This is a genomic window from Acinetobacter sp. NPDC052428, from assembly GCF_044547685.1.
Classification (GTDB): domain Bacteria; phylum Pseudomonadota; class Gammaproteobacteria; order Pseudomonadales; family Moraxellaceae; genus Acinetobacter; species Acinetobacter lwoffii_G.
Genome location: NZ_JBIUAT010000003.1, coordinates 52,920 through 70,635, shown reverse-complemented (window position 1 = coordinate 70,635; position 17,716 = coordinate 52,920). Strand labels below are relative to the sequence as shown.

Sequence of the window (17,716 nt, the reverse complement as noted above, 5' to 3'; positions counted from 1 at the left end):
GTGATCAAAATCACCGCTTCAAGGGCCAAGGGTTAAGAAAATTAATTTTTTTGCTGTGCTTCAGTGATTTCGTCGATTAAACGTAAATAGCTATCCAGTCGGCGCGGTAAAATTTCACCTGCGGCAGCAGCCTGACGCAAAGCACATTGTTTTTCATGCTTATGGGTACAGTTACGGAACTGACAATGGCCGAGCAGATTTTCAATTTCAGGAAAGCCGCTTTGTACCTTATCTAAAGTCAGATGCCACAGGCCAAATTCACGAATTCCCGGAGAATCAATCAGGGCCGCGCCTTCACCAAAACCGATCAAACGTGTTGACGTCGTGGTGTGTTGACCGAGTGCCGAGTTCTCGGAAATGATATTGGTTTTCTGTGCGGCATCCGGCACGATCGCATTAATCAGCGTACTTTTACCCACACCCGATTGACCAACAAAAGCCACCGTTTCATTTTCCAGACGATTAGATAGTGCAGTCAAGTCGCCATCGGATTGGGTCTGCATCACCTCATAACCAAGGTCTTGATATTCTTGCAGCAGAGTCAGAATCGGATCGTTTTCTTTCAATAAATCGGCTTTATTCATTACCAGCAATGCGGGAATGTCGGCATCGGCACAGGCCACTAGATAACGGTCGATTAGACCTGGCGCCGGCTCAGGCAATGGTGCAAACACAATCACAATCAGTGAAATATTGGCCGCTACCGGTTTAACCTTGTGATAGCGGTCAGGACGGGTCAATAAGGATTTACGGGGATGAATCGCGGTGATAATCCCTAAACCGGTATTCGGATCGGCTTGCCATTTGACCCGGTCACCCGTTACCAATAAATCCAGATTGGTTCGGGTATGACAGCGCCAGACGCTGTCCAGTTCAATCTCTTTCCAGAAGGGTTCAGGCTCACCATCGGCGACCACAGGTTTTTCAGGGTGAATGTCAGGGCGAGACAAAGCTTGCACTTCAAGTTGGCGGCCATAATGTTGCACTACTAAACCTTCAAGATCACTGGAGGTATCGAGATCTTCTTGACGTGTTTTCTGTTGTTTCTGAATGCGGCGCTGTTGTTGCTCTGTCAGACGACGCTTACGTATTAAGGCCATTCATATCCTAAAAAAACCGGGTAAATCAGATGGCAAAAATAGCATGAAGCAGCCCCCGAATGACACCCAAGATGTAATTAATTTGCTACTATAGTTGTTTTTAAACCCAATAAGATTGCACATTTATGAGCAGCACCGCTGATACCCGCCTGATTTGGATTGACCTTGAAATGACAGGTCTAGACACAGACAATGATCAAATTATTGAAATTGCAACAATTGTAACCGATGACAATTTGAATATTTTGGCAGAAGGTCCTGTGCTTGCGGTACATCAGCCTGCACGTCTGTTAAATGCCATGGATGAGTGGAACACTCGCCAGCATGGCCAGTCCGGTCTGATTGAGCGTGTACGTCGCAGTAAACTGACCGCTCAGGATGCCGAGCAGCAAACTATTGAATTTCTGAAAAAATGGGTCAATCCAAAATCTTCACCGATGTGTGGTAACTCGATCTGTCAGGATCGCCGTTTCTTGCACCGCCTGATGCCTGAACTGGAGCAGTATTTCCATTACCGTAATCTGGATGTATCGTCAGTGAAAGAGCTGGCCAAACGCTGGCGCCCGGAAATCATGAGTGGCCTCAAGAAAAATGCTTCGCATCTGGCAATGGATGACATTCGTGATTCGATTGCGGAACTGAAATATTATCGTCAATATTTCTTTATCATGAATAAAGACTAAATTTCGATGAACTGAAAAGAGGCGCAAGCCTCTTTTTTATTTTACTGAACTGGATTTCTTTCTAGTGTAAAACTGCTCCATGCTTTCAAAGCCTACCCACGAGAGCAATAACACGATCAGATGATTCTGTGTTTCATAACGATCGAAAATAACCAAGCCAAATAATCCTAAAGTCATTAAACGAATGAGAATGCTGAGATAATAATTTTTGTTCTTTTGGCTGATCAGAACATAAAAATAAAGCCCGATACAAAGCACGTTCAAACCCAAAAGGGTGTTAAATAGCATGACATTTCACTCCTTTTGGCCAAATGACATAGAATTAATTTGTTGATATTTTAGTCAATCTCGAGTGGGTTGTCGCTCTCATCCAATCTGAATGTCATTTAAATCGATCAAAAATTTAGTGGCGGTAAAGAAAAGCGGATTTTGCTAAAATGATCCGGTATTTTTATTGCTATAGATGACCTATGACCGACCTGCTTCAAGATGATGAATATGATCGCCGTTTTGCTGGTGTTGCCAAAATTTATGGAGAAGACAGCTTTAACCATTATGAAAAAAGTCATGTGATGGTGATAGGCATCGGTGGTGTCGGTTCATGGGCGGTAGAAGCACTGGCACGTAGCGGTGTGGGCGAACTGAGCTTGGTCGATATGGATGTGGTGGCGGCTTCTAATATTAACCGTCAATTACCTGCCATGAGCACCACACTGGGTCATGAAAAAATTGAAATCATGGCTGAACGTTGCCGCGCAATTAATCCACGGATTAAAATTAATCTGATCGATGATTACCTGACGCCTGAAAATATCAAAGAAATTTTAGCAGGTGATCCAGATTTAATCCTCGACTGTATTGACGATGTCAAAGCCAAATTTGCCCTGATGCTACATTGTCGTTTTAACAAGATTCCGTTGATTGTGTCTGGCGGGGCAGGCGGTAAGCTGGATCCGCTGAAAATTCGGGTGGCCGATTTATCTAAAACCGAACAGGATCCGATGCTGGCCAAATTGCGTGCCCAGTTGCGCGCTAAAGGCATCTGTAAAAAGCCTAAAGAAAAATTTGGCATTACTTGTGTCTATTCCATCGATAATCCATTTTCGAGTGCTGATGTCTGCGCCAGTGCCGGCTTGCGCTGTGGTGGTTATGGTTCTGCCGTGGTGGTAACTTCAAGCTTTGCCATGGTCGCTGTGGCAGAAGGCTTGAAAAAGCTGGACAGTAAAAGAGCAAAAGCCTGATTTAAAAAATAAAAAGCACAATCTATGTGCTTTTTTTAAACTGGCGTTTAGAATGAAAGGATTCATTCGCAGAACAAAAATAATGTTTTGGAGCAGCTATGTGGTTCTTGCTGGTACTGATTTTGGGGATAGGGGCGTTGGCGATCTGGATGTGGAAACGTCCGGATCCGGTGAAACGTGATCAGGCGAAGGCTGTACAACATGATTTATGGATTGAGCAGATTGATGCTCAACTGAAACATGCAGCACGTTTGAGTTCAGATCCGGAACATCCGAATTATGAACGTGCCTATCAGATTTATCAGGGACTGGCCCAGCAACAGGAAATTCCACAAGCTTATGTAGGCATGGGTCTGATGCATCTGCAGGGTTTGGGACATGAGCAGAATACCGAAAAGGCGATTAGTTATCTAGACAAAGCCTTTCGTCTGGGCAGTGATGAAGCCGCCTATCATTTGGGGCAGATTCATGAAGGGGATGCGTATCAACAGGCTGACCCGGAAAAAGCTTTGTATTGGTACCGACATGCGGTAGCACGTGGCAATCTGGATGCCCAATATCGTATTACTGAACTTTCTTCTACCGAAGGCCAGCCTCAAAACGAGATGACTGCAGAAAAACAGCGTCTGGCATTATTCATTCAAAATGCCGGGCAGGGTCATGCCAATTCGCAGTATCAGCTGGCCCAGTATTATCTGGCAGATTCAACAACCCAAGATTTAGTGCAAGGAATTCATTATCTGTTTCTGGCGGCACAGCAAGATCATTTGGCTGCCAATCAGCAAATCGCCGATGATTATGCGCATGGTCAGATTCTGCCCCAAGACCTGACGCAATCGCTGCAATTTATTAAACGTTGTATCAGTCTTGGTGACCAGAAAGGTCTCTATGATTATTATGCCGGTGTGTTACAAGGCCGTATCGATACCGACCAGCGTCAGCGCGTGTTCCAGCATTTATTGCAGCAGTCCAAAGAGCATGCCGATGCACAAGCCAAGACTTTAATCGGCCTGGCTTATTTTCATGGCTGGTATGTCGATAAAAATGAAACCATGGCGTTTCGTTACTGGTCAGAAGCTGCGAATAGCCAGCATGCGCCTGCATTATGCATGATTGCTGCGCTGTATTTTGAGCAGCACCTGGTGGCCAACGAACCGCAAAAAGCATTTGAGTTATATCAGGCTGCCTATCAGCTCAGTCCTGACGATGTGTCTGCACGGATGGGGCTGGCACTGTGTTATTTAAACGGTATAGGCACAGTTAAAGATACGGGTAAAGCCACACAAATGATCCAGAACGCGGCACAGCAGTATTGGCTGATTGAAGCTCAATCTGAAGCGGATTTAATTTATAGCGTCGGCCGGTTTTATAGTCTAGCTGAATATCCTTTACCGACACGTGACAAAGCTATCCAGTATCTGAATCAGGCGGTTGCGAAAGGTTCGAAAGAGGCGGCATGGTTCCTGTACCAAGCTCTGTCAGGCATTTATCCTGTCTTTGTGAACAATTTAGAGCTAGCAAATCGTTATCTGCATCAGGCTGCGCAATTGGGTCATGCCCAAGCACAGGCAGAATTGGGCTTGAAATATCTTAAAGGCCAACAGATTGCGCAGGATATTGCCTTAGGCTTGAGCTATCTGCAAAAAGCAGCCGCTCAGCAGAATGGTGTAGCACTGAATGCTCTGGGTGAAGCATATGAACAGGGTCAAGGTGTTGAGAGCAATATTGAGCAAGCCGTACAGTATTATCAGCAGGCGGCAGCGCAGGTAAATGCGGATGCTTATAGCCATCTTGGACGTTTATATACCAAGGGAATTGGCGTGGAGCGTGATATCGGAATCGCACGGGACTGGCTGGAAAAAGGCAGTTTACTCGGACATGAGCGATCCACTGAATTATTGAAAAATGTGAATGCGTATTTGCAAATGAAATAAACTGACTCAAATCATATGAGCTAAAAAACCGCTGTCTGACAGCGGTTTTTTTATGGATCAAGCTTTGTTAAGGTAATTGTTTAATCGGGCTACCACCCAATGCCTGCATCAAGGTGACATAAGCATTGTACTGGTTCTGTCTGGTTTGCACCAAAGACAGCCGCGCATTGCGCGTAGTTTCCTGTGCATCCAGCAGGTTTTTCAACGCCACCGCACCATTACGATAACGCACTTCAGTCAAGCGTTCAGTTCTTTCTGTCAGCTCAACATTGCGTTGCTGTAATGCAACCTGCTTAGTGAGCTCAGTACGATTCGACAAGGCATTTTCCACATCGGCAAAGGCTTCGTACATGGTCTGGCGATACTGGATAATGGCTTTTTCATATTCCAGCTCATTGACTTGCAGATCACGTTTCATGTCATTCCATTGCAGGAAAGGCAAGGTCAGACCTGCACCTAAAGTTGCAACCGGATTTTTCAGTGCATTCGAGAGGGACGTACTGCTGCCAATACCGGTGGTCAGATTGCCGGTCAAACTAATGGATGGATAGTAGCTGGCTTTGTTGGCATCTTTATTAGCTAGTGCCTTACGCAAGCGCAGTTCAGTCGCTCGAAGGTCAGGACGACGTGACAATAAACTCGCCGGTAAGTCAGCCTGAATACTCGGCAATTGAATATTCGGTAAACGGCTTGGCTCTTGAATCGCGAGCTGTTGAACCGGCATGTGCAGCAATACCGCGAGTCCGGTACGTGTTTCCACACGTTGTTGTTCAATCTGGCTTAAGGTTGCCTGTTGGCTTTGAATCGCCTGTTCCGCCTGGGTTAAATCCAGACCGGATACTGCGCCGGCACGATATTGCACTCGCACCAGATCATAGGTTTTTTGCGCGGTCGCCAGATTTTGCTGTACCACGCTATAACGTTCATTCAGATAAGCCAGTTGCCAATAGAGTTGCGCTGTGGTGCCGATCAGGCTCTGAGCAGTTGCCTGCAAGTCTTCTTCAGAGGCTAAGGCCTCCCAGCGAGCGGCTTCGGTTTGATTGGCCAGTTTGCCAAACAGATCCAGTTCATAGCTTAAGCCCGGATAACCCAGAGAAATACCGGTCGAAGAATCGCCACCACCATCTAGGCTAAAACGATGGCCCGTTGAAATTCTTGCATCACCGACACGAACGCCTTGCTGGCTTTGAGCCTGTCTGGCTTGAATGCGGGCCTGTTGTAAACTAATGCCAGCCACTGCCAGGTCGGTATTCTGCGCCAATACTTCATTCACCAAATTATTTAATTGCGGATCTTTAAATAAAGTCCACCATTGATCTGCCAGAATATCGGCATGAATCTGCTGACTAAGCACCTTATTGTTTTGAAAGCTGCCCGGCATATTAAGCGCAGGCTGTTCATACGGTGTTTTTACCACTGCGGCACAACCGACCAGCGAGCTTCCCAGCAAAAGGGCACTGGCAAGCTTGGTTAAATTCATTTGCATATCAGGTTCCTTATTCGCGAGAAAGTGCATCGACTGGATTCAGACGAGCAGCATTACGTGCCGGGATAAAGCCAAACACAATCCCGATCAGGCTTGAGCAGACAAAGGCAGCTACAATCGAAGTGGTTGAATATGCCATTTGGAACGTACCACCGGCAAAATGGGTAATCAGCTGGCCAATCCCGAGGGAAAGCAGCACACCCAAAATACCACCCAAGATACAGACCAGAACCGCTTCAATCAGGAACTGTTGCAGAATATCACTTTGACGTGCACCCACCGCCATACGCACCCCAATTTCCTGAGTACGTTCAGTCACTGACACCAGCATGATATTCATCACCCCAATCCCGCCGACCACCAGTGAAATCACCGCAATCGCTGAAATTAGCAAAGTCATAGTCGCTGTGGTTTGCTGAATAGTTTCACGAATACTGTCGGCATTCTGGGTAAACACATCCTGCGCGCCATGTCGCTGTACCAGCAAATTCAAAATCGCATTTTCAGCCGCCGCACTTGGGTATTCATCCTTAATCCGCACAATGATGCTACGCACATTGGATTGCCCCAGCATACGGCTCATGACGGTGGAATACGGCAGATAGACATTCAGGCTGTCATTATTTCCCATCATGCCTTTTTGCGCGTCAATCACCCCGATAATCCGGCTCGGTACGCTCCCGAGTAAAATCACCTGACCCACCGGATTGGTGCCATCCTTAAAGAAGGTGTTTTTGGTATTGGTGTCAATGACGACATCTTGCGCCTGTTGCATGACGCTACTGCGGTCAAAAGGCTGACCGGACTGGAAAGTCATGCCACGCACGTAGAAGAAATCTTCACTGACGCCGTTGACCGTAGTTGAAGCTTCGATTTCTTTATAACGGCCGGTGACACTGCTATTCACCGATGGGCTGACGCCATCGACATACGGTTGTTCAGCTAGCGCATCGGCATCGGCCGGAATCAGGGTTTTGGACTGTGAAGATCTGGAATTATCCCCAAAGCCTCGACCCTGAAATACGGTAATGGTATTGGTCCCCAGACTGCTGATATTTTCCAGAATCTGCTTTTGTGAGCCATTACCGAGTGCCACCACCGAGACCACCGAAGCAATACCGATAATGATTCCGAGCATGGTGAGGAAAGTCCGCATGCGATGTGCATTCATGGCCAGCAAGGCCATCCGGAAGGCTTCACCCAGACGGTCAACTGCAGAACGCCATGAAGAAATCTTCTTTTGTTCACTGCGGATCAGCGGCTGTTTTTCCAGATGCTCTTCGACTTCAGGAACATTGGGCTGATCAGAAATAATATTGCCGTCCGAGATCTCGATAATCCGCGTCGCATTTTTCGCTACATTATGATCATGCGTGACCAGAATGATGGTATGACCTTTGGCATTCAGTTCACGCAAAATACGCATCACTTCAATACCGCTGTTCTTGTCCAATGCACCTGTCGGTTCATCGGCCAGAATCACGTCACCGCCATTCATTAGCGCACGGGCAATCGAAACCCGTTGCTGCTGACCACCAGAGAGCTGGCTCGGACGGTTCTGGGTTTTTTCACCCAGACCGAGATCAGTCAGAATCTTGACGGCTCGCGCATGCCGTTCAGATGAATCCGCACCGGCATAAATCGCAGGGACTTCGACATTGCCTGCTGCATTTAAATCGCCCAGCAGATGATAACGCTGAAAAATAAAGCCGAAATATTCACGGCGTAATTGCGCCAGTTCATCCGCTTCCAGTTCCCGGGTTTCACGGCCTTTGACCTTGTAGCTACCCGTGGTCGGTTTGTCCAGACAACCCAGAATGTTCATCAGGGTCGATTTACCGGAACCGGACTGACCGACAATCGCCACCAGTTCACCCGGATAAATCTCTAGATTCACCCCTTTTAAAATCTGGACCGTGCTTTCACCCGCAGGGAATTCACGAACCAGATTTTTCACCTCGAGGAGAGGCTGTTGTTGTGAATTCATGCTTACATTCTCATTGGGCCACGGCTATTGCCACCGCGTTTTGCTGCATCATTGGAGGTATCAGAACCATCGGCAATCACCACCTGATCACCACGTTTTAAACCTTTCAGCACTTGCGCAGTCGCGCGGTTATTCAAACCGATTAATACAGGGGTTGGTTTTGCAGTACCATCGGCTTGCAAGACACGAACCATGCCACGCTGTGCTTTACCTTGCTCAATCAGCGCAAGTTCTGCTTCAGACAGGTTTAGACGCGCTGGACGTTCACCGGCAGGGCGGTTGCCTTGAGCCGATTCAGCTTCAGAACGTGATGCCGGGCCGCCTTCACCGCGAGAACCCTCACCACGCGCTTCACCACGATTGGCACGTGGCAGACGGTTTGAACCTTGAATGGCTGCAGCAGGAATGGTCAGTACATTTTTGGCTTCATCCAGCACGATATAAACTTGTGCAGTCATATCAATACGTAATTTTCCATCTTCATTCGGTACATCGAACAATGCGTTGTAATACACCGCAGAACTTGACGATGAGCTTGAGGTATTGCTATCGGTATTAATTGAATTGGGTGCAGGCTCAACCTGACGTAGTTTGGCGTAAATCTTTTTCTCGTTATTGCCTAACGTAGTGAAATAAACCGTCTGACCTTCTTCAACTTTCATGACATCCGCTTCAGAAATTTCAGCTTTAATGGTCATGGTGTCCAGTTTTGCCAGTTTCACAATAGTCGGCGCACTCTGGTTGGCGTTTACAGTCTGACCTTCTTCGGTCACAATCGCCACAATCGTGCCATCCATCGGCGCCACAATCTGGGTGTAACCAAGATCTTCTTTGGCAGTCGCCAGCGTCAAACGCGACTGTTCAATCTGTGCATTGATGGCGGTGATATCCGCTTGCGCCGTTTTATAGTTCGCAAATGCCGATTCCAGCTCTGAGCGAGAAGTGGCATCCTGTGCATACATGGCTTTCTGACGGTTGTATTCAGCTTCAACTTTGGCCAAATTCGCCTGTCTTACTGCAAGTTGTGCCATCTGATTTTTAATGCTGGCTTCAGCGGTTTTTAAATCATTTTCCTGACGAACGGAGTCAATCCGCGCAATCAGCTGACCTTGCTTGACCTGATCGCCCAGTTCTACATACATTTTTCTGACCTGACCCGAAACCTGCGCCCCCACGCTGACCATCTTGGTCGCTTCCAGAATACCAGTCGCCAGTACAGAGCTTTCGATATCGCCTTGGGTGACTTCAGCCGTAATATATTGCGGAGGCTGTTCTTTGGGTTTGAGGAAGTACCACCCCGCAGCGATGAGCGCAATGGCAATCACGGCGGCCATAATCAATTTCGTCGGTTTTATTTTTGGCATGATCAATATCGGTTCAAAATCAGAGAATTGTGAACGATTATAAAAGCGAAATTAGGATAAATCGTGTATTTTTTTAAACTAATAGGAATGATTATTATTTTATTTTTCGAATTTTGACAAAGACTTAGTGAAATAGGGGCTTGCCACAGATACTGGAAATCGCCTGTAGTACCAAATGCTCCGGATTTTCATGTCCGAGTCCTTTAATTGAGGCATCAATTTTTAATAATAACCCCGGCCAGGCCAGAAAAGTCTGTGGGCTGAGACGGCGCAAGGCTTGTTGATATAACCCGACTTTGGTTTTCCAGATCCCGATTTGCAAGGCATTTTGCGGTTGTTCAAACAGCTGCATCAACAGACGCATTTCCTTGCTGAGACTCCATAAAATCAGGCTCATCGGTTCACCTGAAACGACTAGATACTGAAAAATTTTGATCGACTGGGAAAGATTACCTTGTAGCAGGGCATCGCTCAAATCATAGGTGCTATAACGTGACTGATCTTGTAAACATGCATATAAATGATCAACCTGAATGATATCGACTTCAGCAAAGGTATCGCTAACCCGCATCAGGCTGTTCTTTGCTGCAAGCAGGTTGTGCTCATGATGTTGTTCCAGCCATTGCCAGGCATCATTGGCTAAACGAATACCGAGTTTTTCAGCTTCAATACCCAGAATCTGCTGCCGGTCTTTTGGATAATTGGCCACCAGCGAAACATTCACACCATTGGCATCAATCAGCTGAAAGAAACTGGATTTCAGGCTATTACTATCCTGTTTGGGCATCACCACCAACAGCAGGTTTTGTTCATTATGCTGCAAATATTTTTTCAGTAACTTGATTGCGCTGGCATCCGGTTTGATATTGCCATGTACTTCAATCGCCAACTGGGTTGAAAACAGCGACAAGCTGTTCAAGGCATTAAAGACGGTTTTCCAGTCGGCGACCGAACTAATGTCATAGCGTTGACGTTCAATGTCCTGCTTTTGCCAGCTGGCCCGAAAGGCATCAATTAAATTCTGTTCCAGCAAAGGCTCTTGACCATGCAAGACCCAAGCACCGCGAGCTTCATCGACACGTTTCAGGGCTTGTAGATAATCAAGTTTCATAAAGAGGTCTTATTGAGCAGGTTGCGCTGAGGTATTTTGTTTGGCTAAGGGTAAGCGGTTCGATGAAATCTGACGTGCAATCTGCTGCGCCACATCATCAATAATGACCTGATTCAGATATTTTTGTTCCTGATCATCGGTGTTGACCGTTTCAATATCATATTGATACGTACGTGTTGCCACGACAGTGCGTGGTTCAGTGATCGGATTGCCTTGTGCATCTTCAATCCGGAAAGTCACGTTTAAACGTAATAAGGTTTCAACCAGTTTACCGTTCAGTTCCAGACGGCGAGGAGTGTAATCCAGGACACGTAACACATAAGCTTTAGGTGCATTACTTAGCTGTACGCCTGCAGCACCGAGGTAAACTGCCAGTTTCTCTTGCAGTTCTTCAGTGTTGGGCGGTAAAGACAGGCTCATGACAGAGTAAGCAACAGGTGCGGAGCTCGGATTGGTTCCTTTCAGATGAAAACCACAGCCGACTAAGCCTGCACTCAGACCACAAGTTAAAACAATTGCTGCTAAACGTTTGCCCAAATGCATGTGTTGCCCTCTATGCTTCCCGAAAGGGAATATTTGAAATCCTGAACTGGATTGTAAAGTCAAAGCCCGTTGGCTGGCAACGGGCTTTGTTTGGGAATTGTGAAATCCTTCATAAAGTTCCTTCTCCCTTTGGGAGAAGGTTAGGATGAGGGTTTATATATTTACCTCTCCCTAACCCTCTCCTGAAAGGAGAGGGAATGTAAGGACTTAAACCACCAAATTCACTAATTTATTCGGTACCACAATTTCTTTCTTGGTTGGGCCAGTCAAGAATTGTTGAACTTCAGGCAATGCTTTGGCTTGAGCCAAAATATCATCTTTAGAAGCATCGACTGATACTTCTAACTTACCACGGAGTTTACCGTTGACTTGAACCACAATCGTTTGTGTATTACGTGTCAGCGCAGATTCATCTACCGCAGGGAATAAAGTTGAATTCAATTCAATCCCAAATTCGGCCAATAAAGTCTGGCTTAAATGCGGTGCAAATGGTGCAAGTAAAGTTAACAGCGTGGTAATCGATTCACGTGCAACCGCCACGTCATTGTCATCTTGGGCTTCAAATTTGTTGTTAGCATTTAAAAGTTCCATCAATGCAGCAATGGCAGTGTTAAATGCATGACGACGTTCAATATCATCACCGACTTTTTGGATGGTTTCGTGTGTCTTACGACGTAGGTCTTGCGCAGCCGTAGACAGTGCCGATTTGTCGATGTTTGCAGCAGTATTCGCTTTTTCAAGGAAACCTGTTGCTAAACGCCATACACGTTTCAGGAAGCGGTTTGCACCTTCAACACCGGCATCAGACCATTCCAGTGATTGATCAGGTGGTGCAGCAAACATCATGAATACACGTGCCGTATCTGCGCCGTACTGGTCAATAATCGATTGTGGGTCGATACCGTTATTTTTCGATTTCGACATTTTTTCCTGACCACCAACCACAACTTCCTGGCCATCTTCTTTATATTTTGCAGAAAGCACACGGCCTTTTTCGTCTTTTTCAAGTTCGATATCTGCCGGGTTAAACCAGGTTTTCTTGCCAGATTCAGCTTCACGATAGAAGGTATCTGCAAGCACCATCCCTTGCGTTAACAAGTTAGTGAATGGTTCATTGCCTTGTACCACGCCTTCATCACGCATCAATTTGTGGAAGAAGCGTGCATAAAGCAAATGCAGAATCGCGTGTTCAACACCACCGATGTATTGGTTGACAGGTAACCAAGTTTGACCCGCTTCAGGTTTTACCATGCCATCAGTAAAGTCTGGAGATGCATAACGTGCATAGTACCAAGATGATTCCACGAAGGTATCTAGCGTATCTGTTTCACGACGAGCATCGCCACCACAGCTTGGGCATGACGTTTCGTAGAATTCAGGCATTTTGTTCAACGGGTTACCTGAACCATCTGGAACAACGTCAGTCGGAAGAACCACAGGAAGCTGCTCTTCAGGTACTGGCACTTGACCACATGATGGACAGTTAATCATTGGAATTGGACAACCCCAATAACGCTGACGAGATACACCCCAGTCACGTAAACGGAATTGAACTTTAGAACTTGCCAGACCTGTTGCTTCTAATTTGGCAAGGAATGCATCGTATGCATTCTGGAAATCTAGACCGTCAAATTCGCCTGAATTAACCAGTTTACCTTCTTTTGAGCCGTACCATTCTTGCCATTGAGTCGCATCAAAGTCAGCATCATCTGCGCCTTTGGCATCAATCACTTGCTTGATGGTCAAGCCATATTTATTGGCAAATTCGAAGTCACGTTCATCGTGTGAAGGCACCGCCATCACTGCACCTGAACCATAAGACATCAATACATAGTTGGCGATCCAAACCGGAACTTCTTCGCCAGTCACAGGATGCTTCACAGAAAGACCGGTTGCCATGCCTTTCTTTTCAGCAGTCGCAAGATCCGCTTCTGCCACAGAACCCATACGGCATTCTTCAATGAATGCAGCCAATTCTGGGTTTGTTTCAGCCGCTTTCAGTGCCATTGGATGTTCAGCTGCAACTGCAACATACGTTACACCCATCAAGGTATCGGCACGGGTAGTAAATACCGTTAAACCGTCTGCATAGATTTCTGGATTTGCTGAAGGGAAAGTAATATCCATCCCTTGTGAGCGACCAATCCAGTTACGCTGCATGGTCAAGACCTGTTGTGGCCAGCCATCTTTAAGCGTGTCTAAATCGTCAAGTAATTCTTGCGCATAATCGGTAATGCGGAAGTAGTACATTGGGATATCACGTTTTTCTACCAATGCACCTGAACGCCAACCGCGACCATTTTCAACCTGTTCGTTTGCAAGTACAGTTTGATCCACTGGATCCCAGTTCACTGTAGAAAGTTTACGGTAGATCAGGCCTTTTTTATAAAGCTGAACAAATAACCATTGTTCCCAACGATAGTATTCAGGGGTACAGGTCGCAAATTCACGATCCCAATCTACTGCAAGACCGAGTTTTTTCAACTGGTCGCGCATATAGGCGATATTTTCGAAAGTCCATTTTGCTGGCGCAACCTGGTGTGCAATCGCTGCGTTTTCAGCAGGTAAACCAAAAGCATCCCAACCCATCGGTTGCAGAACGGTTTCACCTTTTAAACGGTGGAAACGGCTGATCACGTCACCAATCGTATAGTTACGCACATGACCCATATGCAGCTTGCCACTTGGGTAAGGGAACATCGAGAGAATATAACGACGTGGACCTTCTACTTTGTCGGCAACTTTAAAGGCTTTGCGAGATTCCCAATCCTGTTGGACTTGAGGCTCAATCGCACTGGCTTGATATTCGGAATCAATGTGAGTAGTCATAAACGTATCAGTGAATTACGGTGAAAAAAGTCTGTTGCACAGCATAGCGCAAAATGCACCTAAAAGTGAATTTTGCGCCGGCATTTCCCGAAGAAAAAACACGCTGTTCTATATAGAGCTGTCTTATAAAGCGACTGCACGATTTTTAGATTGCTGCAAGGCTTCGTTGGCTTCACGTTGCTGCTGGTCCTGATTCGCAGGAACTTGAGGGGCTTGTTGCTGTTTTTCTTGAGCTGTGTTCTCGGTTTGCACTTCAGTTTCAGCCGTTCTAGGGGATGTCGGTGCTGAATTTTTCCAGCCATACGTATCCACTGTGGTGGCTTTTTTTGCAGATTTCGGCGGTGGCGTCTTGGTATAATGCGTGACGCCTTTCGCATCGACCCATTTATGATACTGGATCGCGGAAGCGCTAGTGCTACAGATGCTCAAAACAACTGCGCAACTCAAACTGAAGACGGTTAAAAAAGATATTTTCATTGTTCTTGGGCCTCGGCTTGCTAGGCATGGAATACTGCAATTATTGTAGTGATTTTTTAAGTAAAAATGATGGATTTTTATCTGCTTTATTCGAGGTTAACTGCTTCTATAAGCTCGACCTGGAGTGTAAGAAATCAGAGACAAATCTTCGTATACAAAAATTATTGATAAACAATTTCCTTTCATTTAATAAAAATTCATTCATTTTTTTTATATAAGACATATTAAAAATTTATAAAATTAAACCATTAACTCTATGAATTTTATTGGATTATATGAATAGAAAAGACAGTCAATGCATGGCTATGAGCTGATATTGCTGTTAAAAACAGCAGATCTAGGCACTATAAGTATGGATTGTCTGTTTTTTAAACTTGACTTTAAAGCCTGAAAACACAAGAATGCTGCAATAGTTTTATATGCCTTAGATCGATCACCCTTCGACTAAGTGTCATTTCATGCAATGGGCGATTTCTCTAGCCGAGAAATTGAACAAAGCTAAGCAAAATATGTTTATCCCAACATGTTTTAGATCCCGTATTGCTCGAACAGCGAAGAGATCAGATTTTTTTCCTATTGCTATGAAAACTATGAATTTTGTGTGCTATAACAGTGCAGACAGTTAACAAATGAAACACTGCAAATGCCTCCCATTTGTGCAGTGAATAATATTAGGGTGAATCACGTTGGAACTTCTATCTGGTGGTGAAATGCTTGTTCGCGCATTAGCGGACGAAGGCGTTGAACATGTTTTTGGATACCCAGGCGGCGCAGTTCTTCATATTTATGATGCGCTATTTCAACAAGACAGAATCAATCATTATCTCGTACGTCACGAACAGGCTGCCGGTCACATGGCCGATGCTTACTCACGCGTGACAGGCAAGACCGGTGTTGTGCTGGTGACCTCAGGTCCGGGCGCAACCAATACGGTGACCCCAATTGCAACGGCCTATATGGACTCAATCCCGATGGTGATTTTGTCAGGTCAGGTTGCGAGTCATCTGATTGGTGAAGATGCATTCCAGGAAACTGATATGGTCGGTATTTCACGTCCAATCGTGAAACATAGTTTCCAGGTGCGTCATGCCAGCGAAATTCCTGCGATTATCAAAAAAGCCTTCTATATCGCGTCGTCAGGTCGTCCAGGCCCTGTAGTGATCGATATTCCAAAGGATGCGACCAATCCTGCAGAAAAATTTGCTTACGAATACCCGGAAAAAGTGAAGATGCGTTCGTATCAGCCACCATTCCGTGGTCATTCAGGTCAAATTCGTAAAGCAATTGAAGAATTAATCAACGCTAAACGCCCAGTGATTTACTCAGGCGGTGGTGTAGTTCAAGGCAATGCTTCAGCACAATTGACAGAACTGGCGCATTTATTGGGTTATCCAGTGACCAATACCTTGATGGGTCTAGGCGCATTCCCGGGTGATGATGAACAGTTCATCGGTATGTTGGGTATGCACGGTACTTATGAAGCTAACATGACCATGCACAATGCAGATGTAATTCTGTGTGTGGGTGCGCGTTTCGATGACCGTGTGACCAACAATCCTGCAAAATTCTGTCCAAATGCTAAAGTCATTCATATAGATATCGACCCAGCGACAATCTCAAAAACCATTATGGCGCACATTCCAATTGTCGGTGCTGTAGAGCCTGTACTGAATGAGATGTTGAACCAGTTGAAACAGCTTAATGTTTCTAAGCCAAATCCTGAAGCGATTGCGGCATGGTGGAAACAGATCAATGAATGGCGCAAGGTTCATGGCGGTCGTTTTGAAGCGGGTGTTGATGGCGTGATGAAGCCACAACAAGTGGTTCAGGCATTGGATAAAGTGACCAATGGCGAAGCGATCATTACTTCTGATGTCGGTCAGCATCAGATGTTTGGTGCGATGTATTACAAATACAAACGTCCACGTCAATGGATCAACTCAGGTGGTCTAGGCACCATGGGTGTAGGCTTGCCGTATGCAATGGCTGCGAAGCTTGCATACCCGGAACAGCAAGTGGTGTGTATCACCGGTGAAGCATCGATTCAGATGTGTATCCAGGAACTGTCGACCTGTAAGCAATATGGCCTGAATGTAAAAATCCTGTGCCTGAATAACCAGTCTTTAGGGATGGTGAAGCAGTGGCAAGATATGAACTATGAAGGACGTCATTCAAGTTCTTATGTAGATTCATTGCCTGATTTTGCCAAACTGATGGAAGCCTATGGTCATGTCGGTATTCAGATTAATCATGCCGATGAGCTAGAGTCGAAGCTTGCAGAAGCGATGGCGATTAACGACAAGTGCGTATTTATTAACGTTATGGTAGATCGTACCGAGCACGTTTATCCGATGTTGATTGCGGGTCAGTCGATGCAGGATATGTGGTTGGCTAAAGGGGAGCGCACGAAATGAGACATATTATCTCTGTACTCGTAGAAAACGAATCAGGCGCGCTTTCCCGTTTAGTGGGTTTGTTCTCACAGCGTGGCTACAATATCGAAACATTGAATGTTGCTCCGACTGAAGATCCAACGCTTTCACGTTTGACATTGACCACTTATGGTGATGATCACAAGATTGAGCAAATTACCAAACAGCTTAACAAGTTGGTTGAAGTGGTGAAAGTGGTTGACCTGTCTGAAGGTGCACATATTGAGCGTGAATTGATGCTGATTAAAGTCAAAGCATTGGGTTCATCGCGTGACGAAATCAAACGTACGGCAGATATTTTCCGTGGTCAGATTGTCGATGTAACACCAACGACCTATACCATTCAAATCGCGGGTACCACTGAAAAAGTGGATGCGTTTATTGATGCACTTGCAGAACACACGATTTTAGAAGTGGTTCGTTCAGGTGTATCAGGTATCGCACGCGGCGAAAAAGTACTCACCATCTAAATTTTAAGTATTTCCTCATCTGAATAAGAAGAGGGTATCAGGCAATGTAAATTTAAGGG

14 protein-coding genes are annotated in these 17,716 nt (G+C 45.8%); 5 read left to right on the top strand and 9 right to left on the bottom strand.

Going from position 1 to position 17,716, the window contains the following annotated elements; all coding sequences use genetic code 11:
- Window positions 1–41: 41 nt before the first annotated feature.
- On the bottom strand, window positions 42–1,100 hold the full coding sequence (rsgA, locus tag ACIG3F_RS03450) for a ribosome small subunit-dependent GTPase A (RefSeq protein WP_005103207.1): 1,059 nt from the start codon (window positions 1,098–1,100) through the stop codon (window positions 42–44).
- A 125-nt stretch (window positions 1,101–1,225) separates the two neighbouring features.
- On the opposite strand from rsgA, the gene orn reads away from it, so the two are divergent.
- Window positions 1,226–1,783 carry an oligoribonuclease gene (gene orn / locus ACIG3F_RS03445; protein WP_004278381.1) on the top strand — a complete coding sequence of 186 codons (558 nt, stop codon included), beginning with the start codon at window positions 1,226–1,228 and terminating at the stop codon, window positions 1,781–1,783.
- Between the two features lie 36 nt (window positions 1,784–1,819).
- Here orn and ACIG3F_RS03440 read toward each other — a convergent pair whose 3' ends face one another.
- Complete coding sequence (locus ACIG3F_RS03440) at window positions 1,820–2,071, bottom strand: hypothetical protein (protein ID WP_004647441.1); 252 nt, start codon at window positions 2,069–2,071, stop codon at window positions 1,820–1,822.
- Window positions 2,072–2,253: 182 nt separating this feature from the next.
- On the opposite strand from ACIG3F_RS03440, the gene ACIG3F_RS03435 reads away from it, so the two are divergent.
- Both ACIG3F_RS03435 and ACIG3F_RS03430 read left to right on the top strand, forming a co-directional pair.
- Window positions 2,254–3,024: a ThiF family adenylyltransferase gene (locus ACIG3F_RS03435; RefSeq protein ID WP_396469389.1), complete on the top strand. Its 771-nt coding sequence runs from the start codon at window positions 2,254–2,256 to the stop codon at window positions 3,022–3,024.
- Between the two features lie 98 nt (window positions 3,025–3,122).
- Window positions 3,123–4,958, top strand: coding sequence for a tetratricopeptide repeat protein (locus ACIG3F_RS03430; RefSeq protein WP_396469388.1), 1,836 nt, complete (start codon window positions 3,123–3,125; stop codon window positions 4,956–4,958).
- Between the two features lie 67 nt (window positions 4,959–5,025).
- Here the strand turns inward: ACIG3F_RS03430 and ACIG3F_RS03425 are convergent, their stop codons facing one another.
- From ACIG3F_RS03425 to ACIG3F_RS03395, 7 genes are all read right to left on the bottom strand, one after another.
- Window positions 5,026–6,444, bottom strand: a complete 1,419-nt coding sequence (locus tag ACIG3F_RS03425) for an efflux transporter outer membrane subunit (RefSeq protein WP_396469387.1) — start codon at window positions 6,442–6,444, stop codon at window positions 5,026–5,028.
- Between the two features lie 10 nt (window positions 6,445–6,454).
- On the bottom strand, window positions 6,455–8,431 hold the full coding sequence (locus tag ACIG3F_RS03420) for a MacB family efflux pump subunit (protein ID WP_044109938.1): 1,977 nt from the start codon (window positions 8,429–8,431) through the stop codon (window positions 6,455–6,457).
- A gap of 2 nt (window positions 8,432–8,433) precedes the next feature.
- A complete protein-coding gene (locus ACIG3F_RS03415) occupies window positions 8,434–9,795 on the bottom strand; it encodes a MacA family efflux pump subunit (protein WP_191112064.1) in 1,362 nt (453 codons plus the stop codon).
- A 124-nt stretch (window positions 9,796–9,919) separates the two neighbouring features.
- Window positions 9,920–10,906, bottom strand: coding sequence for a DNA polymerase III subunit delta (gene holA, locus ACIG3F_RS03410; RefSeq protein WP_396469386.1), 987 nt, complete (start codon window positions 10,904–10,906; stop codon window positions 9,920–9,922).
- Window positions 10,907–10,915: 9 nt separating this feature from the next.
- Complete coding sequence (locus ACIG3F_RS03405; RefSeq protein ID WP_153567027.1) at window positions 10,916–11,449, bottom strand: hypothetical protein; 534 nt, start codon at window positions 11,447–11,449, stop codon at window positions 10,916–10,918.
- Between the two features lie 207 nt (window positions 11,450–11,656).
- Complete coding sequence (gene leuS / locus ACIG3F_RS03400) at window positions 11,657–14,278, bottom strand: leucine--tRNA ligase (protein WP_396469385.1); 2,622 nt, start codon at window positions 14,276–14,278, stop codon at window positions 11,657–11,659.
- A 123-nt stretch (window positions 14,279–14,401) separates the two neighbouring features.
- Complete coding sequence (locus ACIG3F_RS03395; RefSeq protein WP_396469384.1) at window positions 14,402–14,755, bottom strand: DUF4124 domain-containing protein; 354 nt, start codon at window positions 14,753–14,755, stop codon at window positions 14,402–14,404.
- 686 nt (window positions 14,756–15,441) lie between these two features.
- Between ACIG3F_RS03395 and ACIG3F_RS03390 the strand changes: the two genes are divergently transcribed.
- Both ACIG3F_RS03390 and ilvN read left to right on the top strand, forming a co-directional pair.
- Window positions 15,442–17,169 (top strand): acetolactate synthase 3 large subunit, encoded by a 1,728-nt coding sequence (locus ACIG3F_RS03390; RefSeq protein ID WP_396469383.1) that lies wholly within the window; start codon window positions 15,442–15,444, stop codon window positions 17,167–17,169.
- Window positions 17,166–17,657 (top strand): acetolactate synthase small subunit, encoded by a 492-nt coding sequence (gene ilvN, locus ACIG3F_RS03385; RefSeq protein ID WP_004278369.1) that lies wholly within the window; start codon window positions 17,166–17,168, stop codon window positions 17,655–17,657. Before ACIG3F_RS03390 ends, ilvN begins: the two co-directional genes overlap by 4 nt.
- Window positions 17,658–17,716: the final 59 nt, after the last annotated feature.